We start from the raw sequence: 20,109 nt of genomic DNA, 5'->3' as shown, positions 1-20,109 counted from the left end.
ACATGTTGCAAAAAAAGATCTGCATGCTGGGCGGTTTCGCTGTCGGAAAGACGAGTCTGGTCCGCAGGTTTGTGCAGAGCATCTTCTCAGAAACCTACTTGACCACCGTTGGAGTGAAAATCGACAAGAAGAGCGTCGCGCTCCCGGACAAAACCGTGGATCTGATTTTGTGGGATTTGGCCGGCGAAGACGATATCGGCTCATTCCGCGTCAGCTATGTTCGCGGTGCAACCGGGCTCGTGCTTGTCGTCGATGGAACCCGCGCCGCTACTCTTGCCGTGGCACTCACGCTGCGCGAACGGGTCGAGGCCGAATTCGGCGCCATGCCGTTCGTATTGCTGTTCAACAAGTCCGATCTGGCCGATCGGTGGGCGATATCGGATGGTGAGATCAACGAGTTGAGGCAACGTGGATGGCAAATCTATCTAACAAGTGCGCTTTCGGGCGAGCAGGTCGATGACGCCTTTCGTCAACTTGCCTTGATGGTCACCAAATAGACCATGCATGAATTGCCAAAAGAAGTCAGAAATTGGTTTTTCAATTTCTTCTTCGACGGGCACGCTGTCGCTTATCTGAAAATCGACGCTGAGCTTTGCATAGCTGCCAAGGGCGGTAATGTTGAACATTACGGGCTGTCATCGCTTCGCATCGGCAAGCCTGTTGCGGGGCAGCTTGAATTCATGGAAGGTTTGCTGCCTTGCCCGGAGCTTCCGTTTCGCATGGACATGATCGAACTGCCCGGCGGGCGTGTCGCCGACCTTCATTTTTTTGCTGACAATGCGTGCGTGTGGCTGCTTTTTCTGGACGCCACTGCCGAACGAGACAACAGGCAGCGGCTTCAACAGAAGGCCTATGAAATGACGCTCCTGCAAGAGAGGGAGCGTCAACTCAACGAAAAATTGCAATCGACGAACGAGGCACTGAGAAAGAGCCAGGAGGGATTGGCGCGTGAATACCAGCGCGCCGAAACCCTGCTCCTCAACATTCTTCCGGCATCCATCGCGGAGCGGTTGAAAGCGCAAAAGAAAATTGCCGACAACCACGCGGAGGTGAGTGTGCTTTTTGCCGACATCGTCGGCTTTACCGAAAGAGCGCGAAGCGTCGGAGCCGTGACGACGCTCGCTATCTTGAATTACTTCTTCAGGGCGGCGGACCGGCTCTCGGAACGATACGGCTGCGAAAAAATCAAGACAATCGGCGATTGTGTGATGGTGGTCTCTGGCTTGCCCACCGCGCGATCCGATCATGCAAAAGCCCTCGCGCGCTATGCAGTTGAGCTGCGCAAGGCGGTAAGGCGGGAACGCTTCGCAGGAGAACCGATAAGGCTGAGAATTGGAATTCACTCAGGACCGATCGTCGCCGGTGTCATAGGCAAGAGGCGGTTCGCCTATGACCTGTGGGGTGAGACCGTTAATCTCGCCTCACGTATTCAAACGTCCGCGGAGCCCGATGAAATCCGTATTTCCGATGCAACTTACCAACTGCTTGGACCGAAATTTGCTTGCGACCCACTCGATGAAACGGAATTGCGCGGTGCGGGTCGCGTGCGAATGTGGCGGCTCCCGAGCTGATCCGTCGCCTGCGGTGCGACCGTGGAGAGCCGATAGCGGCGCCCGAAAGCCATTGGCGTGACCTGATCTTGCGATCGCAAAGCACCCTTTGCGCTTGCCCGGAAGGCCTCTATTCTGGAGCACAGTGGCCGCTGGTGGGATAGAATGTCGGTACTGCCTTTTCTGAGAATCTACGCACCGCTAAATGCGGTGCTCGCTGCGCCTGGGCTTCTGGCGGTGGCTGCGCTCACGATGCCGAACATGTCCGGACGAAGCAGACTGGCTCTGGCTGCTGTGCTCGCTGTCATTTGGGCCGCCTATCTTCTGCAGATGGCCGAGACCCTGCTCAAGCGCTGGGCGGGAGACCTCAGGGACAGGACGCCGGCAATCGCGATCGATGTGCTCGCGGTTTTGGTTCCAGTCGCCGCATTTCTGCTCGACGGCACGCCCGACCGGAGCCTCTACTGTGCTGTCTGGCTGCTGAAACCGCTGCGCGACTCGACCTTCTTCCCGCTGCTTGGCAGGGTTCTGGCCAACGAAGCGCGCAACCTGGTCGGCGTCACCACGGTCTTCGGCCTGGTTCTGTTCGGTGTCGCACTCGCGGCCTATGTCATCGAGCGCGACGTCCAACCGGAAAAGTTCGGCAGCATCCCCGAGACAATGTGGTGGGCGGTGGTCACGCTGTCCACTACCGGCTATGGCGACGACATTCCGCAAAGCTTCGCCGGCCGCGTCCTTGCCGGGGCTGTCATGATGTGTGGCATCGGCATCTTCGGGCTCTGGGCCGGCATTCTTGCCTCCGGCTTTTATCAAGAAGTCCGTCGCGAGGATTTCGTCCGCAATTGGCAATTGATTGCCGGCGTTCCGTTGTTTCAGAAGCTTGGCCCGGCCACGCTGGTCGAGATCGTGCGCGCGTTAAGACCCCGCACGGTGCCGGCGGGCGCCGTGATCTGCCGCAGCGGCGAGACCGGCGATCGGATGTTCTTCGTCGTGGAGGGCCGCGTCAGCGTCGCGACGCCGAACCCGGTGGAGCTTGGCCCTGGCGCCTTCTTCGGCGAGATGGCGCTGATCAGCGGCGAACCGCGTATGGCGACCGTCACTGCCGCAACTTCGGTCTCACTCCTGTCGCTGCACGCGGCGGATTTCCAGATGCTGTGCAGCAGCAGCCCGGAGATCGCGGAAATCATCCGCAGGACCGCGCTCGAGCGGCGCGGCGCGGCGCCGGTGGCTTGACCGTACAGCCGATGGTGGCCCGGCTGGAACTGGATGGTACGGCTCTATCGACCACGCGCGAAGGTTCTGGACGGCACGTGGAAGGACCAGAGGCGTAGCCGGAGACCTAAACGTAGCCGATCCACTCTACCGGCGGCTCGTTTTTTTGGCGCTGTGCGTCGACAGTTCCTGCCCCGCGGCCTTTCGGACGACCGGCTTTGGCTAAACTCTAATGCCTTAGAATCTTGCTTAGAAAAGCCCGGCTGCGGTCGGTCTTCGGGTCGGAGAAAAACGCTTCCGGCGTGCCGCTTTCGACGATGGCGCCGGCGTCCATGAACACCACGCGCTGCGCCACCTTGCGGGCAAAGCCCATTTCGTGCGTTACCACCATCATGGTCATGCCTTCCTCGGCCACCGCGACCATGACGTCGAGCACTTCGGAAATCATCTCGGGATCGAGCGCCGAGGTCGGTTCGTCAAACAGCATGATCTTGGGGCGCATGCCGAGGCAGCGTGCGATGGCCACACGCTGCTGCTGGCCGCCGGACAACTGTGACGGGTATGCATTGACCTTGTCAGCGAGGCCGACCTTGGCCAGCAAGTCGCGCCCGGCCTGCTCGGCCTCGGCGCGGGGGATCTTGCGCACATGGATCGGTGCCAGCGTGACGTTTTCCAGCGCCGTCTTGTGCGGGTAGAGGTTGAACGACTGGAAGACGAAGCCGATCTCGGTGCGCAACTGCGTCATGTTGGTGGCGGGGTCGCCGAGGCGCTGGCCGTCGACGACGAGGTCGCCATCCTTGATCGCTTCCAGGCCGTTGATGCAGCGGATCAGCGTCGACTTGCCCGAACCACTTGGGCCGCAGACGACGACCACTTCGCGCGGCTCGACGCTGAGCGTGATGTCCTTCAGCACATTGAGCGAGCCGAACCATTTGTTGACGCCGCGAAAGTCGATCATGCCCGTTTCGGTCAGGTTTGGTTTGGTCGGGCTCGGATTGGTCATGGCGGTCAGCCCTTTGGGGTTCGATGTCACAGCTGCACCTCGCCATGCGCCGCGCCCATGCGTCGCTCCAACCGGCGGGCGAGCATGATCAGCGGATAGCAGACGACGAAATAGCCGACGCCGACCAGGAAGAAGACCAGCAGGCCGTTGGGCACACGCTGCACCACAAGCCAGCCGACGCGGGTGAGGTCGGTCAGCCCGATCGCCGAGACGACGGAGGAATCCTTGATCAAGAGTACATATTGCCCGACCAGCGGCGGCAGCACGATGCGCATCGCCTGCGGCAGCACCACCTGGCGCATGCGTTGCCAGCGCGACAGGCCAGACGCCAGAGCTGCCTCAACCTGGCCGGTCGGCACCGAGCGGATGCCGGCGGCGACGATCTCGCAGATGAAGCACGCGGCGAGGTTGGTGAGCGCGATGATGCCGGCGGTGAAGGCATCGAGCTCGATGCCGAATTCCGGCAGGATGAAGAAGATCAGGAAGATCTGCACCAGGAACGGCGTGCCGCGGATCAGGTCGACCCAGGCCCCGATCACGCTCGAGATCAGCCGGTTGCCGCCGGTGCGCAATATGCCGAGGCCGAAGCCAAGCAGCGTGCCCAGCACCAGGCTGATCGCCGACAGCATCACGGTCATGCCAAGGCCGCGCAAGGCGAGGGGGTAGCTGCCGGCCAGGCTTTGCAGCTGTTGCCAGATCATGTGCTGCTCCTTGCCGGCTGCAGACCGAGCCACCGACTGGACAGCCCCGCCAGTCCTTTGAGGCAGTAATAGAGCAGCAGATAGAAAGCGGCGATGGTGAGAAAGCCTTCCGCCGGCATGAAGCGGTCGGACGCCAGCAACTGGCCGGCGCGCGTCAGTTCGGAAACCGAGATCAGCGACAAAAGCGCGGAATCCTTGACCAGCACGATCGCCTGGCCGAGCAGCGGCGGGATCGTCACCTTGAAGGCTTGCGGCAGGATGACCAGGCGCATGCGCTGGACATAGGTCATTCCCGAGGCAACCCCGGCCTCGACCTGGCCGCGCGGGATCGACAGGATGCCGGCGCGGATGATTTCCGCGACATAGGCGCCGCTGTTCAGCGACAAAGCGATGATGCCGACGACGAGCTCGGGCAGGACGAAGCCGAGACGCGGCAGGCCGAAATAGAGGAAGTAGAGCTGCGCCAGCAACGGCGTGGCGCGCACGGCATCGATATAGCCCTTGGCCAGCACGCGAAACAGCTGGCCGCGCTGCAGGTTCATGGCGGCGAGCACGATGCCGACGGCCAGCGCGCCCGCAAAAGACAGCGCCGACAGCCACACGGTCGTGATCAGACCCTGCCCGAACAGCGGCAGATATTCGACGATGGTGCGGAAGCTGAAATTTTCGAGCATGGCGGTGAATTGTGAATGGTGAATGGGCAGTAGTGAGTAGTGAGTGGTGAGCAGTGAAGGGCGTCCGGAATGGCCATTCACCATTCACCATTCACTACTTCCTACTCACTACTCACTACTCCCTGCTTACCTCTGCTTAGTGATCCTTCTTCCAGGCGTCGGAATTGACCCAGTAGTCGAGGTTCTTCTGCAGGCGGCCGTCGATGCTGACCTGGTTGAGGAACAGGTTCATCCAGATCAACAGGTCCGGCTCGTCGTAGCGGGTGGCGAAGGCAAGCGGCTCCTTCGACAACAGGTCCGGCATGATGGTGAAGGTGCCGGCGGGATAGGCTGTCGACTGACCCTTGACCGCCGAGACGTCGTTGACGCCGCAATCGGCCTGGCCGTTGTTGACTGCGTCGAGCAGCAGCGGGCCGCCGCCCTTGTAGCTCTTGATGTCGGCATCCGGGAAGGCGTTCTTGGCTTCCTTTTCGCCGGTGGCGCCTAACAGCACGGCGATCTTGGTGCCCTTGGCCTTGCAGTCCTCGGTTGTCTTGAACTTGCTGTCGGCCTTGGTGAAGACGGTGCTGCCCGTATACATGTAAGGTGTGGTGAAGGCGACCTTCATGCCGCGCGCCAGCGTCGGCGTCATGTCGGCGACGAGCAGGTCGGCCTTGCCCGAAAGCAGCGCCGGGATCAGCCCGTCCCAATCATAGTCGAGGAAGGTGATCTTGACGCCCATTTCCTTGGCCATCAGTTCGGCGAGTTCGACCGAACTGCCGGTGCGCTCGCCGGCCGCGCCGACCAGCGAGAAGGGAGGTCCTTGCGTCTGTACCGCGACGCGCAGTTCGCCGCGCTTGGTGATCTCGTCGAGCGTTCCGGCACTGGCAGCAGCGGTCAGGCCCGCAAGCGCAAGTCCGGCGATGAAAAGTCTGGCAATCTTCATTTGGCATTCCTCCTGTTATCGTTGTTGTTCCACTTTGTTATTCCACCCTTTTGGGTGTTTTTTGAGCGGCGGCACCGTTTTCCGGCGGCAGCCACCGTTCGAAAATCCTCAGTCCCAGGCCACCGTCTCGGCAACCTTGATGCCACGCCTGGCCAGCTCGTCGAAGAACGGCCCGTCCGGCACATGCAGCAGCGGGTTCAAAAGCCCTGGTGTGGCGATCTCGCGCCGCGCCAGCATCTGCGCCACGATGCTGGCGGGATAGCCGACGCCAAGGCTCATGCCGAACAGGCCTGATGCCAGGTCGCGTTCGATGATCAGGTCCGACGTCACCGTTTTGGCGCGGCCGCCTTCGAGACCGGAAAAGACATTGCGCATCACGCAAAGGTCCTTCTCGTCGGCGCCATATTGCAGTTGCGGGCCGAGCAGACGGCCGAGAAATTCGCGTGGGCTGGCGCCGGTGCCGGGCACCTTGTCTTCGGAGAGGAAGCCGAGTTCCTTCAGCGGCGCCCAGAACGCCGACCATCCCGGCCAGCGCAGCGTATAGCGGCCCGAGCGTTGCAATCCCTTGGCGGCTGCCAGCATCTCGACATAGTGCAGAGCGTCGCCATTGGGGAAAGCTTCCAGCCGGCCGAGGCCCGCGACCTCGATCTCGTGGATGAAGGCATTGTCGTGCTGTCGGCCGGCCGGCACTTCGACGCGCTTGCCATACTCGATCATCACGCTGTCGCGGTTCTGGCTGACCAGAACCATGTCGAAATTCCAGCTTACCTTGTAGCAGAGCGGCTTGGCCATCGCCTTCGGTTCGGGGATGCCGCCGCAATAGGAATCGATCGAAGAAATCGTAGAGAACTGCTTTGCGGCGCGCGCATAGAGCACGAGGTCGATGCCGGGGTCGAGCCCGCATTCGGTCATGATCGAAACGCCGGCCTGTGCAGCCTCCGGCGCCAGATCGGCAATCGCCTTGCCGTAGTTGGTGGTGACCAGCGGCGTGCGCGTTGCGATCGCGGCCTGCACCGCCTCGCGCATCAATGGCTGCGGCAGCAGATCGATGGCGGCGTCGACATCCGCCAGCACGGTGGCAAGCGCCGGACCGATCGCGCCCTCGGGCATGACGAAACGCACGCGGGAAAGGTCGGTCAGCCCGGCAAGCCGGGCAGGGCCGTCAGCCGACGTATCGACGCAGACGACTTCCTCGACACCGGCGCTGGCGACGAGATCGGCGATGGCCGCCCGTCCCTGCAGGCCGAGGCCGCCGAGAACAGCTATTCTCATGCCGGCTCCTTGCGTGACGGTGTTTCTTCCGACCAGCAGCCTTCGGGAAGGCTGACCCATTTGTTGCATGAAGCCATGACGACGAAGGTTTCGCTGCGCACGACTTCCCCGGGAATGCCGGCGCCCGGAATCAGCTCGCTGGTGATGCGGTAGAGGTCGGCGACATCGCCGGCGACGGTCACGTCGACGATGATGTCGAAGCGCCCGGTAACCACCGAGGCCGAGTTGACGAAAGGCAGTTCGGCAATGCGCTGCGCCAGTTCCCGGGCGCGGCCACGTCCCTGAGCGTTGATGCCGACAATGGCCGAGATCAACTCGGGGCGTTCGGTCAGATTGAGCAGCCCGACGATCTTCAAGAGGTTGCGGTCGAGCAGATTGCGCAACCTTGAGCGCACCGTCGGCACCGAGATCGCCATCGTCTCGGCGAGCCGGTTGATGCCGGGCTGGGCATCCTGCGACAACAGCTTTACCAGCCGTCGATCGGTTTGATCGAGATGCTCACGCAAAAGGCAAGGCTTTCATAAAGGAGAAAAATGTGGTGGAATTTCTTCCTGATATGAAAATAGCCTACGAGATATTTATAATAACAGCAAGAGGTCAGTTTGTTGCTACGCTGATCGAATGGACTGGAACATCGCCACGGCTGCCGCCGTCAGCGCGGCATTGCCGGCCGCAACCGTGCCATCCGGCAGATGCTTCCCATCCTCCAGCCCGACGCGCGTCGACCAGTCGCGATCCGCGGCACGGCGCACGAACGGCCACACCGTCGCGTTCTCGCCATGCAGCAGGATGGCACGGCGAATGCCGGCGCGCTCCAGGACCTGTTCGATGCCGCCGGCGACCGCAAAAGCCTCGTCTAGCGTCTGCTCGGAAATCTCGATCAGCACGCGCAGCACGCGCCCGCCATGGTCGAGGCCGACCAGCCGCTCGGCGTCGGCGACCGACGCCAGACCCGCCTCGATGCCGATGCCGCGCTGCCGCAGGCTCTCCATGACGATAGGCGCGGCCGCCTCGCTGAGATTGACCGAGGCATAGTCCGGCAATTCGCGCCAGCCGGCGATGGCGACCAGCGTGCTTGTATCGTCATTCTCGATCCAGGCGCCGGTGGAGACGCCGATCAGCGTACCGGGGCAGGCACGGCGCAGCCCTGCGATGGTCGGATCCATCGCTGCCGGCGCAAGGCTCTCGCGGCGGTCCGCGCTGCGGGCATGGACATGCAGCTCAGCTGCGCCCGCGGCAATCGAAGCCGCCCCGTCGCGCGCCATAGCGTCGGAGTCGAGCGGCAGTGTGGGGTGAAAATCGGCGGCGCGCGCGCCATTGATGCAGGCCTGGACGATCATGGCTCTCGCGATCCTGTTGCGGATCGCGCGAGCCTACCGCAGGGCAGGGCGGAGAGGGAACGGGCGTGGTGAAGATTGCTGACAGGGTGCCGCTTCTGCGGAGGTTGCGGTATCGGCCCAGGACATACCATATAGCGGGACAGGACACGCCACGGGCGATCCTTACCCCTTTGCCGGACTGCCGGCCAGAAGGATTTGCGATGGCTGAGTTGAAGGTCAGGACCCGCGTCACCGGCGCGACGGCGACGCTGCAGCCCGGCGGCTTGCCTTCCATCACCACTCCGACCGGCGGTGCAGTCGATGTCGTCACCGGCGTCAGCGCGCCGGGCTTCAATCCGCTCGACCTGCTCTACGCCTCGCTCGCCGCCTGCATGGTGCTGAGCGCGCGCATCGCCGCCTCCCGCCTCGGGGTTGCCGCCGCGCTTGGCGAGGTGCGCGCCGAGGTCAGCGGCGAGAAGGCCAAGGACGAGCCGTCGCGCGTCGAAAGGCTCAATATCAGGCTCGACATCTCAGGCGATCTCGACGCTGCGACCAAGCAGCGGATCGTCGAGGACGCCGAAGCGACCTGCACGGTGTCCAACACGCTGCGCGCCGTGCCGCAATTGCATACGACGCTTGGGTGAGGGTGTCGCAGAATGCCTCGCTGCCACCAACCAAGGACCGTTCCATGGCCATGATCCCGCCGATCGACTACGCCTCGACATCGCAAGACATCCGCGCCGAGCACGACAGGGAACTTGGCCTGCGCGGGCGCATGACCAACATGAAGCGCATCCTGCTGCATTCACCGGCAGCCCACCGCATCTATGCCGAATGGTTCACCCTGCGCGATCTCTTGAAGCCCACGCTCGACGACCGCGCCATCTGGCTGTTGTCGCTGGCGGTCTCCGAGAGATGCCGCGCCGAGATTCCGCTTACCTTCTTCCGCCGCGCGCTGATCGACAGCGGTCTTGATCCCGAGGCGATCGAGCCCAGCGCCGACGAGACACTGCTGATCGAATTCGGCAAGGCAGTCGCTGCCGATACCAACGCCGTTCCCGACGATGTCTGGGCGGCAATCAAGGCTCGCTACGACGACACACTGCTGGTCAACCTCGTCGCCTTCGCCGGCGTCATGGTGGCGACCTGCTTGTTCACGAATGCGGTGCGCGTTGATCTCGACCCGGAGCTGGAGGTGTATCGCAAGCGGTGAAGCGCGTTTTCCCTTCTACCACAGGGGGCGAAGGGGAAGATCGCGCTTCACCTCCGCAGGAATCGGGTGGTTCACGCCCGCCGTTCGCCCCACTTTGATCACATCAAAGGAGGCATCGATGACCATCCATTCGATAAGCACCAAACGCGCAGCCCATTCGGCCGAAGCGCGCGTCGCAGCGCAGGACTGGAGTGCTCTGATCGGCGAACTGAACAGCCACGGCAGCGCCGTCATGCCGGCGCTGCTTGCACCCGAGGAGTGCGCCGAGATCGCCGGTCTCTATCCGCATGAGGACCATTTCCGCAGCCATGTGGTGATGGCCCGCCATGGCTTCGGCAAGGGCGAGTACCGCTATTTCCGCTATCCGCTGCCGGATCTGGTCGGTGGCCTGCGCACCGCGCTCTATCCCAGGCTGGCCGGCGTCGCGAACGACTGGAACGATCGCATGGGCGCGGCACGGCGCTATCCCGATGACCACGCCGCCTTCCTCCAGCTTTGCCACGAAGGCGGCCAAACGCGGCCGACGCCGCTTCTCCTCCAATATGGCCCCGGCGACTTCAACTGCCTCCACCAGGATCTCTATGGCGACCTCGCTTTTCCCCTGCAGGTCGCGATCCTGTTGTCGCAGCCGGGCGAGGATTTCACCGGCGGCGAATTCGTGCTGACCGAGCAGCGCCCGCGCATGCAAAGCCGTGCCGAAGTGGTGCCGCTGACCCGGGGCGATGCAGTGATCTTTGCTGTCCACAATCGCCCGGTGCAAGGTACGAAAGGGCACTACCGCGTCAATCTCCGGCACGGCGTCAGCCGCCTGCGCTCGGGACGGCGGCATACGGTGGGAATCATCTTCCACGACGCGAAGTAACGTCGTCCGCTTCGGCGCGGCTCCTTCGTTCCACTCCGAGATCGGCTAAGATTCACACTTGGTCGACGTCGAACAGGAGCATCGTCAAGTCATCGTCTCCTGGGGCGAGTATACGCCGGTCAGCGGCGCAGGCAATGCCGATTTCGGTGGCAAATGCGCTCTGCATATCGGCGAGGCTGTCGAAATAGAGTGTCCCGACCAGATACGGAATCTCGCCCGCCGAGCGCTTGATGATGGGCCGCCTGCTGATGTCGTAGCGCCGCAGTCCGGGAAGCTTCTTGGCCAGCGGCACATGAACCTCGAAATAGTGCCGGTCGAACGCCTCCGGATCAGCCGGGGTTTTGTAGATCACGAGCATCTTGGCCATCGTCATATTCCTGCCTGTTGGTGTCGCTGTTTGGGGGCCATGCAGGCCGCCGTGCCAATGTCGTTCCGCGAGGGCGGTTTTCGACAATCGCTGGATTTTTGTTTCGGGCGCGATGACGGGTCCTCGCCACCATCTGTGGCGCTTCTGCCTCTTTCCTCCTTGCGCTCATTCGCGTATGGCCCCGGGCAAATCCCTCAACTTTGCACCAACTCCCCCGGACCGCCTCATGATCCGTCTTGAAAGCATCAGCAAGCAGAACGGCCGCCAGCTTGTCTTCATCGAGGCCTCGGCCTCGCTACAGAAGGGCGAGAAGGTCGGCCTTGTCGGGCCGAACGGCGCCGGCAAGACGACGCTGTTTCGCATGATCACCGGCCAGGAGCAGCCCGACGAGGGCCAGGTGCAGGTCGATCGCGGCGTCACCATCGGCTATTTCAGCCAGGATGTCGGCGACATGGCGGGCCATAGTGCTGTGGCCGAAGTGATGAACGGCGCCGGGCCGGTCAGCGACGTGGCGGCCGAAATGGCCGAACTCGAGGCGGCCATGGCCGACCCCGAACAGGCCGACCGGATGGAGGAGGTCATCGAGAAGTACGGTGAGGCGCAGCATCGTTTCGAAGAGCTCGACGGCTATGCGCTCGATGGCCGCGCCCGCGAAGTGCTGGACGGCCTGGGCTTCAGCCAGGAAATGATGGATGGCGATGTCGGCAAGCTGTCCGGCGGCTGGAAGATGCGCGTGGCGCTGGCCCGCATCCTGTTGATGCGGCCCGACGTCATGCTGCTCGACGAACCGTCCAACCATCTCGATCTCGAAAGCCTGATCTGGCTGGAGCAGTTCCTGAAAGGTTATGAGGGCGCGCTGCTGATGACCTCGCACGACCGCGAGTTCATGAACCGCATCGTCAACAAGGTGGTCGAGATCGACGCCGGTTCGCTCACCGCCTATTCCGGCAATTACGAATTCTACCAGCAGCAGCGGGCGATCGCCGACAAGCAGCAGCAGGCGCAGTTCGAGCGCCAGCAGGCCATGCTGGCCAAGGAGATCGCTTTCATCGAGCGCTTCAAGGCGCGGGCGTCACACGCCGCCCAGGTGCAGAGCCGGGTGAAGAAGCTCGACAAGATCGATCGTGTCGAGCCGCCCAAGCGCCGTCAGATCGTGAATTTCGATTTTCAGCCGGCGCCGCGCTGCGGCGAGGATGTCGTGACGCTGAAGAACGTCCACAAGGGCTATGGCAGCCGCTCGATCTATGAGGGGCTGGACTTCCAGGTCCGCCGCCGCGAGCGCTGGTGCATCATGGGCGTCAACGGCGCCGGCAAGTCGACACTGCTGAAGCTGGTGGCCGGCGCGTCTGACCCGGATGCCGGCACAGTTGCTCGGGGGCCGAGTGTGAAAATGGGCTATTTCGCCCAGCACGCCATGGAGGTGTTGGAGGGCGAACGCACCGTGTTCCAGACGCTGGAGGACGCGTTTCCGCAAGCCGGCCAGGCGCCGCTCAGGGCACTCGCCGGCTGCTTCGGCTTTTCCGGCGACGAGATCGAGAAGAAATGCCGGGTTCTGTCAGGCGGCGAAAAGGCGCGCCTGGTGATGGCGCTGATGCTGTTCGATCCGCCCAATCTTCTGGTGCTCGACGAGCCGACCAACCACCTCGACATCGCGACCAAGGAGATGCTGATCACGGCGCTGTCGCAATACGAAGGCACCATGCTGTTCGTCTCGCACGACCGCCATTTCCTGGCCGCACTCTCCAACCGCGTGCTGGAACTGACGCCAGAAGGCATCCACACCTATGGCGGCGGCTATACCGAATATGTGGAGAGGACCGGGCACGAGGCGCCGGGGCTGCGGACCTGACGCAGGTCCTGCGTCCGCATTTGCGTCCAGCAAAGCCAGGATTTGTCAGCTCGCCGCCAGCCATTTGCGCGACTGCGCGAAGGCCTTGAAGGCTTTGGCATCCATCGGGTAGCCGAACAGGAAGCCTTGCAGGATGTCGCAGCCAAGCTCTTTCAGGATGCGCGCGTGCTCCATCGTCTCGACGCCCTCGGCGATCACTTCGATCCCGAGCGACTTGCCGATGTCGATGATGGACGACACAAGCTGCCGCTGTGCGGTTGAGCTGGTGATGGGGGTGACCAGCTGGCGGTCGATCTTGAGGCGACGGGGCCGCAACTTCAACAGCGAGACGATCGAGGCATGCCCGGTGCCGAAATCGTCGATCTCGACGTCGATGCCGAGCCCCTTGATGTGTTCGATGTTCCAGCTGACCAGCTCGTCGTTTTCGTCGAGGAAAATCGACTCCACCAGTTCGAACGACACGGTCCCTTCCTTGATCGGAAGCTTGCGCAAACCCTTGATCAGGTCCCTGTCTTCCAGGCGCCGTGCGGAAACGTTGACCGAGACGCGCGGGATGTTGAGGTGGCTGCGCGACCAACGCTCAAAATTATCGAGCGCCTGCTCCAGGACGGTGCGGTCGATAAGCGCCACGACATTAAGTTCTTCAGCCACCTTGATGTAGGCGTCGGGGGTCAGCATGCCGCGTTGCGGATGATCCCAACGCGACAGCGCCTCGACGCCGACGATCTCCAGCGTCTTGGCGTCGAACTGCGGCTGATAGTAGACGATGAATTCGTTCCGCTCGAGCCCGCCCAGAATCTCGTCGGCGGTCTGCTTGGTCCGCACGATCTCGCTCTGCAGCTCTTCGTTGAGAAACTCGTAGCGGTTGCGGCCGCGGCCTTTCGCCCGGTACAGCGCCAGATCGGCATTGACAAGCAACTGCCTTGCATCGACGCCGCTATTGGCCGCAATGCCGATGCTGACGCCGAACCGGCACTGGTGACCCAGATAGTCGACCGGCTGGCGCATCGCATCGATAATGTGGTCGGCCAGCGCGGCGAGTTCCTTGTCGTCGCGTCCATGGCTCAGCACGACAAACTCGTCGCCGCCGATGCGCGCAACGAAATCGGCACTGCCGACGCTGGCCTTGATGACTTTCGAAGCATGCACCAGCAATGCATCGCCCGCTGCATGGCCGAGCGTGTCGTTGATCTGCTTGAACCGGTCAAGGTCGAGATGCAGCAACGCCGCACGGCCGTCGGCTTCGCGGTTTTCGGCAAGCATCTCGTCCAGATACCGACGGTTGGGCAGACCGGTCAGCGAATCATGCATCGCGACATGCTCGATGCGGGCTTTGGCCAGGTTCAGTTCGGCATTTTTCGATTCTGAAAGGCGACGTTCACGCACGAGATTCTCGTTGAGCAGCACGTCGCCTGTCACATCCCATTCGGCGCCGATCATTTTTGGCGTGCCGTCGATGTCCCGGAAGAAACTGGCGCGGGTGCGCACATGGCGAATGGTGCCGTCCGGCCGCAGGAGCCGATACTGCGAAGAGTAGGGGCCTTGTGTTGCAACAGCCGAATCGAAATCTGCTTTAGCCCGTTCGAAGTCTTGGGGATGGATCGCCAGCGCCCAGTCGTCATAGCTACGGGTCTTGCCGCCGCCGGGTTTGCCATAGATTTCGTTGATGCGGTCGTCCCATACGAGTTCGTTGCTGACGGTATCGTGCTCCCACACGCCTATAGCAGAGGCTTCCAACGCCAGCTCCAGCCGCCGGGACAGGCGCCTCAACTCGGCGTCACTTTTCTGCCGCTCACCGAAAAGACGTCCTGCCACGAGGATCGGCAGCACCACCAGCGCGCCGGCAAGCGCCATGAGCAGACGCAACAGCCACTCATTTTTCGGAGCGGTCGGCCAGCCGCCCTTCGGTATGGCTGAAATTTGCCAGGAGCCTGAAGGCAATTGCACCTCTGCCATCACCGGATTGCCGGACACGACATTATCGCCGCCGAAGAACAGTTCCCCGCCGCCGCCGAGCGCATCCTTGCCGATAAGCGCCACATCGATATCCAGATCAGGGTCGGTCAGTCCGCTGGCAGCGTAGAGCCGATCGACATCGATCACGGCCGAGACGATACCCCAGAAACGGTCGCTGCCACCCGCCGTCGGCACGAAGACCGGGATACGGCCGATGAAGCCACGTCCGCCTTGCGCCAGTTTGACCGGCCCGGCGAGCACCAGCGCGCGCTGGTCACGGGCGCGAAGCGCGGCCATGCGTTGCGTATCGCTCTTGCGGTAGTCCAGCCCGATGGCTTTTTCATTGCCTTCCAGCGGATACATCAGCGCGATGACGAGGTCGGGGGCGCCGGCAATATCGCGCAACTGCGATTTTTGCTCGAACAGATTACGGGCGAGTGCCGCAAATCTTTGCTGGCCCATATAGGGCTCGGTAACGATTGTCGAAACGAGACCCTGAACCAGCTGGAGATTGCCGCCTATGTTGCCTTCGAGCTTGGCGCGTATGATGTTGACCTTGGCCAGGACGTCGGCGCGCGCCAGCTGATCGGAGACCTCTCTGTTCCTCTGGTCGGCAACCAGGGCGCAGACGAGAAGCACGACAAAGGCAATCGCCGCCGGCAAGTTGGCGGAAGAAAAAACGGCCCGTTTCAACCGGCCGGAATTGAGCATTGCACCTGCCAACTCGATCCGAAGACCTTTCCAGGACAGTAGTCCTTCGGTCGACCATAGTAGCTAAAGCTTAAGTTTGAGCTTCGAGACGAATCCGAGAACAAACGGTAAGCTTTTGGCTGCCAGGGTCCAGCCGAAATCTGAATGAGTGTCCGAAAGTAGGACGCCAGGTTGCAGCGTTCTGCAACCCAGCGGCGAAGTCATATTCGCCTCAGATTGCAACAAGCCGCCTGATCTTGCCGCGCGGGCCCTTGCGGGAGGCTTACTTCCCAGCCATTTGATCGGCCAGCGCCTGCGCCTGGGCGAGCAGCGCCGGGAAAGCCGGGTCAGCCGGCAGGCGCTGCGCCATGCAGGCCCGGTAGTCGCTGTCGCCCTTGTCCCAGGCGGCGTTGGAGGACTCGAACGCTTTTTCGTCCTTCAGGTCCGATGCCTGGTAGGCCTCCTGGAATTTCTGCGCGGCGGCGTCCGCAGCAGCCCACACGGCGTCGCAGGCGGCGATCTTCGGAACGGCAGGGGCTGCCGGCGCTGCGATAATTCTCACGCTGTTGCCTTTGACGAGCGTAACGATGACTTCCTGCTCATAGATCGGCCCGACGTCCTGCGTCCAGCCGCCGAGCCGTGCGAAGGCGATGTCGGCGCCTTCGGGTTTCTTCAATGGAAAGTCGAGCGTTCCCTCGAAGGCGGCGTCGCTGTTGATCGCCTGGGTATAGAAGGCATCCAGCTTAAGCGCCTCATCGATGCCGGCGGGCAGTTTGAAACTTTCGTCGGTCTCGGCGGTTCTGGACTGGAGCCAGCGCTCCAGCAGCCCTCGCGTCGTTGCCACCAGGCTGGGGCCGTCGTCGCCCTTGGTGTATCGCAGCCCATCGAGCATGCCATAGCCGATATCGGAGTCGCTGAGGCTTTCGATATTGATTGTGCCGGTTGGCGGAAAGTCCTTGACCGCCAGCGGCCCGATAATGCCGGCAAGACGCTGCTGGAGGTCGCCCAGCGCCTTCTCGTTCTCAGCGTCGATGGTCTCGATTGCCGCGTTCGCACTGTTCAGCGCCGCGATATCAGCAATCGCCTTGTCACGCGCGGCCACATAGTCGTCCTCCGGCGAGGCCGTGAAAGCCACGCTGCTCACCAGCGCAAACAGAAACGTCCAGACCCACCGCATGATATAAACCCTGCTCTACGTTCGATTCCAAGGATACATGACAACATTGGGCTGAAAAAAGACGGCGTTGGAGCTGCCCCCTTGAGAAGGAGATGGCCGGCAGGCCAGAGGCGTCGTTGCGCTTGAAGCGCTGACTCCTTTTGCAGCGCGAGACGACGTTAGCGCTTCACGCGCAACGACCCCCTCTGTCGCCTTCGGCGACATCTCCCCCTCGAGGGGGGAGATTGGCGCCTAATCACGCCTTGCGCTTCTCCACCTCCGCCTTCCTCAGCAGGAAGCGCTGGATCTTGCCGCTCGGGGTCTTCGGCAGTTCCGTGATGAACTCGACCTCGCGCGGGTAGGCGTGCGCCGACAGCCGTTTCTTGACGTGCTGGGCCAGCTCTTCGGCGAGCTCCGAATTGCCCTTGTAAGCCGGCGCCAGGACGACGAAGGCCTTGACGATCTCGGTGCGCTGCGGATCGGGCACGCCGACGACAGCCGCCTCGTTGACCGCCGGATGCTCGATCAGCGCGCTTTCGACGTCGAACGGGCCGATGCGATAGCCGGCCGAAGTGATGACATCGTCGGCGCGGCCGATGAAGGAGACCGAACCGTCCGGCTCGTACTCCACCGTGTCGCCGGTGCGGTAGTAGCCGCCCGTGATCGCCGGCGTTTGCGCCTGGTGATAGCCGTCAAACCAGCGCAGCGGCGACTTCGCGATATCTACGGCGAGGATGCCGGGCTGGTTGGGGCCGAGCTCGTTGCCGGCCTCGTCCAGTACCACCATGCGATATCCGGGCATGGCGAAGCCGGCCGAGCCCGCGCGAACGACATGCGAGAGCCCATGATGGTTGTTGACCATCATGCCGTTCTCGGTCTGGCCGTAATGGTCGTGAATGGGCGCGGCGAGATTTGCGTCGAACCAGCGGATGACTTCCGGGTTGAGCGGCTCGCCGGCGCTGCTCACCACGCGCAGTCTGCCTTTGACGCGGGCCGCAGCTTCCGCGCCTTCCGCCATCAGCAGGCGATAGGCGGTCGGCGAGCCGGCAAGGCTGGTGACGCCGAGCCGCTCGATGATGTCGTAAGTGCTCTTGGCGTTGAAGGCGCCTTCATGGAAGGTCGTGGCGATGCCGAGCTGCAACGGGCCGGTGATGGCGTAATAGAGGCCGTAGGCCCAGCCGGGATCGGCGATATTCCAGAAGATGTCGTCGGGCAGCAAGCCGATCGCGTCGCGCATATAGGCGCCGAAGGCGAGCAGGGCGCGGAGCGGCACCGGGACGCCCTTGGGCAGGCCGGTCGTTCCCGACGTCGACATCATCATGAACAAGTCGTCGCCCTTGCGCATCACCGGCTGGCACTCGGGCGAGGCGGCGGCAAGCGCGGCGCGGAAATCGATGTCGCCTGCAGGCAGCACACCGCCATTGCCAAGAATGGTGGCGATTTGCGCTGATGTCTCGACCTCGTCGAGCTTGCCGCGATTGGCCGGGTTGGTCACCACGATCCTGGCGCCGCTATAGCCGAGGCGGTGCTCGATGGCTTTCGGACCGAAGGCGGTGAACAGCGGCTGGTAGACCGCGCCGATCCGCCACGTCCCGAGGATCAGCGCCACCAGTTCGGGGACGCGCGGCAGCATGCCGGCGACGACATCGCCGGCACCGACGCCGGCGGCCTTGAGCACATTGGCGGCGCGCCCCGACATGTCGGCGAGATCGTCGAAGCTGAATTCGCGAAGCTCGCCGCCGGCCGAGATCGCGCGCAGCGCCAGCCGGTCTTCTCCGGTGTAGCGGCCGCAGCATTCGACATAGGCATTGATGCCGGTTCCAGGGTTGCCATACAACCGCGCGATCTCATCTTCGATGCGAAAGCGCTGAACGGCATCCTCATAGCGCGGCATTTTGCTCATGGCAGTCCTCCCTAGGCGGCGCCCATCTCCCCTTGGAGCGCCTTATCGGTCAGATTGCCTGAAATTGCTGCGCTGGTCGATTACGGCGATAGTCGGGGGATGCGAAGGATCGCAGCGCAGCGACAATCCGCGCCGAGCCACTGCTGTTGACCGAACCGTCCATCCGGCCGATAGCACCGCCAGAATTGCCCCGAGGCCCCAATGATCCCAGACTCAACTTTCGATGACGCGGCCATCGCCGACGAAGGACGCGATGCTGACATCGCCTGGCAAAACGACATCCGCGCGGGCGTGCGCCACGTCCGCGATCTCGCCTCGCTGCCGCTGTCACCCGCCGAGCGCGCGGCGGCGCAGGAGGCGGCTACGCGCCACAAGGTGCGTGCCCCAAAAACCTATCTCGACCTGATCGACTGGAACGATCCCGCCGATCCGATCCGCGCGCAAATCATTCCATCGCCGGATGAGCTGACGGAAACGGAAGGCGAGCTCGACGATCCGATCGCCGACCATGCCTTCAGTCCGGTGCCGCGACTGACGCACCGCCACGCCGACCGCGTGCTGTTGTTTGCGACCTACCAATGCGCGGTCTATTGCCGTTTCTGCTTCCGCAAGGAATCCCTGACCTCGATCGGCCGCGGCTATACGCGAGAAGCGCTCGAAGAGGCCTTTGCCTATATCGAAGGCCATACCGAAATCCGCGAGGTGATCCTGACCGGCGGCGATCCGCTGTCGCTGCCGGACAAGGCGCTGGCCGAAATCCGCGCCCGCATCGAGACGATCGCGCATGTCAGGCTGCTGCGCATCCACACACGCGTGCCTGTCGTGCTGCCCGCGCGCATCACGCCGGGGCTGGTTGGCGCCTTGCAGGGCCGGCTGATGGTCACCGTCGTCACCCATTTCAACCATGCGCGGGAGATCACGCCGGCCACCGAATTGGCCTGTCGCGTCATGCGCCAGGCAGGCTTCGTGCTGCTCAACCAGAGCGTCCTGCTCAAGGGCGTCAACGACACGGTCGAGGTGCTGGAGGAACTCTGCCGCGAACTGATGTACCGGCTCGGCGTCAAACCCTATTACCTGCACCACGGCGACCTCGCGCGCGGCATGGCGCACAGGCGCACCACGATTGCGCAGGGACAGGCGCTGGCCGGCGCGCTGCGCGCCCGCCTGTCGGGCATCTGCAATCCGATCTATGTGCTGGACCTGCCGGAAGGCGGCGGCAAGGTGCCGCTCGGGCCATGCCATATCGAGGGACGGGACGGGCAGGATTGGCGCATTCGCGGCCAGGACGGCGAGGTGAGGCTGTATCGGGACGTGGTGGTGTAGGCAAGGCGCAGCGGCGCCAAGGACCGCTGCCCCCACATTGTCGAGCGGAACGACCGATCGCACCAAACTCTCGCCACTACGCGTTCGCCTGCATTCCGTATGTTGACATAAAGATATCCTTATGTGATGGTTGT

At 62.9% G+C, this 20,109-nt stretch carries 19 protein-coding genes; 8 read left to right on the top strand and 11 right to left on the bottom strand.

Features of this window, described 5'->3' with window-relative positions:
- Nucleotides 1-2 precede the first annotated feature (2 nt).
- The 3 genes from ACYG9Y_RS16580 to ACYG9Y_RS16570 all read left to right on the top strand — a co-directional run bounded on the left by ACYG9Y_RS16580 (nucleotide 3) and on the right by ACYG9Y_RS16570 (nucleotide 2,783).
- On the top strand, nucleotides 3-497 hold the full coding sequence (locus tag ACYG9Y_RS16580; protein ID WP_023670316.1) for a Rab family GTPase: 495 nt from the start codon (nucleotides 3-5) through the stop codon (nucleotides 495-497).
- Nucleotides 498-500: 3 nt separating this feature from the next.
- A complete protein-coding gene (locus tag ACYG9Y_RS16575; protein ID WP_023684785.1) occupies nucleotides 501-1,571 on the top strand; it encodes an adenylate/guanylate cyclase domain-containing protein in 1,071 nt (356 codons plus the stop codon).
- 144 nt (nucleotides 1,572-1,715) lie between these two features.
- The gene (locus ACYG9Y_RS16570; protein WP_023684786.1) at nucleotides 1,716-2,783 is read left to right on the top strand and encodes a cyclic nucleotide-gated potassium channel; all 1,068 of its coding nucleotides are present in this window, start codon (nucleotides 1,716-1,718) and stop codon (nucleotides 2,781-2,783) included.
- Nucleotides 2,784-2,991: 208 nt separating this feature from the next.
- Here ACYG9Y_RS16570 and ACYG9Y_RS16565 read toward each other — a convergent pair whose 3' ends face one another.
- The 7 genes from ACYG9Y_RS16565 to ACYG9Y_RS16535 form a co-directional block, all read right to left on the bottom strand.
- Nucleotides 2,992-3,720, bottom strand: coding sequence for an amino acid ABC transporter ATP-binding protein (locus ACYG9Y_RS16565; RefSeq protein ID WP_023670319.1), 729 nt, complete (start codon nucleotides 3,718-3,720; stop codon nucleotides 2,992-2,994).
- Nucleotides 3,721-3,791: 71 nt separating this feature from the next.
- Complete coding sequence (locus tag ACYG9Y_RS16560) at nucleotides 3,792-4,466, bottom strand: amino acid ABC transporter permease (RefSeq protein ID WP_023684787.1); 675 nt, start codon at nucleotides 4,464-4,466, stop codon at nucleotides 3,792-3,794.
- Entirely contained in the window at nucleotides 4,463-5,140 is a 678-nt protein-coding gene (locus ACYG9Y_RS16555) for an amino acid ABC transporter permease (RefSeq protein ID WP_023695534.1), read from the bottom strand. The genes ACYG9Y_RS16560 and ACYG9Y_RS16555 overlap by 4 nt, the downstream gene beginning before the upstream one ends.
- Before the next feature lie 136 nt (nucleotides 5,141-5,276).
- Nucleotides 5,277-6,065 carry an ABC transporter substrate-binding protein gene (locus tag ACYG9Y_RS16550; RefSeq protein WP_023705203.1) on the bottom strand — a complete coding sequence of 263 codons (789 nt, stop codon included), beginning with the start codon at nucleotides 6,063-6,065 and terminating at the stop codon, nucleotides 5,277-5,279.
- Nucleotides 6,066-6,173: 108 nt separating this feature from the next.
- On the bottom strand, nucleotides 6,174-7,337 hold the full coding sequence (locus ACYG9Y_RS16545) for a saccharopine dehydrogenase family protein (protein WP_023705202.1): 1,164 nt from the start codon (nucleotides 7,335-7,337) through the stop codon (nucleotides 6,174-6,176).
- Entirely contained in the window at nucleotides 7,334-7,843 is a 510-nt protein-coding gene (locus tag ACYG9Y_RS16540) for an Lrp/AsnC family transcriptional regulator (RefSeq protein ID WP_023670324.1), read from the bottom strand. The genes ACYG9Y_RS16545 and ACYG9Y_RS16540 overlap by 4 nt, the downstream gene beginning before the upstream one ends.
- Before the next feature lie 102 nt (nucleotides 7,844-7,945).
- On the bottom strand, nucleotides 7,946-8,677 hold the full coding sequence (locus ACYG9Y_RS16535; RefSeq protein ID WP_023705201.1) for a 3-keto-5-aminohexanoate cleavage protein: 732 nt from the start codon (nucleotides 8,675-8,677) through the stop codon (nucleotides 7,946-7,948).
- 200 nt (nucleotides 8,678-8,877) lie between these two features.
- Here ACYG9Y_RS16535 and ACYG9Y_RS16530 point away from each other — a divergent pair, with 200 nt between their 5' ends.
- The 3 genes from ACYG9Y_RS16530 (at nucleotide 8,878) to ACYG9Y_RS16520 (ending at nucleotide 10,731) form a co-directional block, all read left to right on the top strand.
- On the top strand, nucleotides 8,878-9,300 hold the full coding sequence (locus ACYG9Y_RS16530; RefSeq protein ID WP_023705200.1) for an OsmC family protein: 423 nt from the start codon (nucleotides 8,878-8,880) through the stop codon (nucleotides 9,298-9,300).
- A gap of 44 nt (nucleotides 9,301-9,344) precedes the next feature.
- Complete coding sequence (locus tag ACYG9Y_RS16525) at nucleotides 9,345-9,869, top strand: carboxymuconolactone decarboxylase family protein (protein ID WP_023708602.1); 525 nt, start codon at nucleotides 9,345-9,347, stop codon at nucleotides 9,867-9,869.
- 118 nt (nucleotides 9,870-9,987) lie between these two features.
- A complete protein-coding gene (locus ACYG9Y_RS16520) occupies nucleotides 9,988-10,731 on the top strand; it encodes a 2OG-Fe(II) oxygenase (RefSeq protein WP_023705198.1) in 744 nt (247 codons plus the stop codon).
- Between the two features lie 52 nt (nucleotides 10,732-10,783).
- Here the strand turns inward: ACYG9Y_RS16520 and ACYG9Y_RS16515 are convergent, their stop codons facing one another.
- A complete protein-coding gene (locus ACYG9Y_RS16515; RefSeq protein ID WP_023705197.1) occupies nucleotides 10,784-11,098 on the bottom strand; it encodes an EthD family reductase in 315 nt (104 codons plus the stop codon).
- Between the two features lie 226 nt (nucleotides 11,099-11,324).
- Between ACYG9Y_RS16515 and ACYG9Y_RS16510 the strand changes: the two genes are divergently transcribed.
- On the top strand, nucleotides 11,325-12,947 hold the full coding sequence (locus tag ACYG9Y_RS16510) for an ABC-F family ATP-binding cassette domain-containing protein (RefSeq protein ID WP_023705196.1): 1,623 nt from the start codon (nucleotides 11,325-11,327) through the stop codon (nucleotides 12,945-12,947).
- Between the two features lie 45 nt (nucleotides 12,948-12,992).
- Here ACYG9Y_RS16510 and ACYG9Y_RS16505 read toward each other — a convergent pair whose 3' ends face one another.
- From ACYG9Y_RS16505 to ACYG9Y_RS16495, 3 genes are all read right to left on the bottom strand, one after another.
- Nucleotides 12,993-15,614 carry a bifunctional diguanylate cyclase/phosphodiesterase gene (locus ACYG9Y_RS16505; protein WP_031253527.1) on the bottom strand — a complete coding sequence of 874 codons (2,622 nt, stop codon included), beginning with the start codon at nucleotides 15,612-15,614 and terminating at the stop codon, nucleotides 12,993-12,995.
- 262 nt (nucleotides 15,615-15,876) lie between these two features.
- On the bottom strand, nucleotides 15,877-16,770 hold the full coding sequence (locus tag ACYG9Y_RS16500) for a hypothetical protein (protein WP_023705194.1): 894 nt from the start codon (nucleotides 16,768-16,770) through the stop codon (nucleotides 15,877-15,879).
- Between the two features lie 235 nt (nucleotides 16,771-17,005).
- A complete protein-coding gene (locus ACYG9Y_RS16495) occupies nucleotides 17,006-18,652 on the bottom strand; it encodes an acyl-CoA synthetase (protein ID WP_023705193.1) in 1,647 nt (548 codons plus the stop codon).
- Between the two features lie 201 nt (nucleotides 18,653-18,853).
- On the opposite strand from ACYG9Y_RS16495, the gene ACYG9Y_RS16490 reads away from it, so the two are divergent.
- The gene (locus tag ACYG9Y_RS16490) at nucleotides 18,854-19,975 is read left to right on the top strand and encodes a KamA family radical SAM protein (RefSeq protein WP_031253526.1); all 1,122 of its coding nucleotides are present in this window, start codon (nucleotides 18,854-18,856) and stop codon (nucleotides 19,973-19,975) included.
- Nucleotides 19,976-20,109: the final 134 nt, after the last annotated feature.

Source organism: Mesorhizobium sp. W050 (assembly GCF_054719535.1).
The sequence above is the reverse complement of the archived record's forward strand: the minus strand, read 5'-3'. Positions and strand labels throughout refer to the sequence as shown.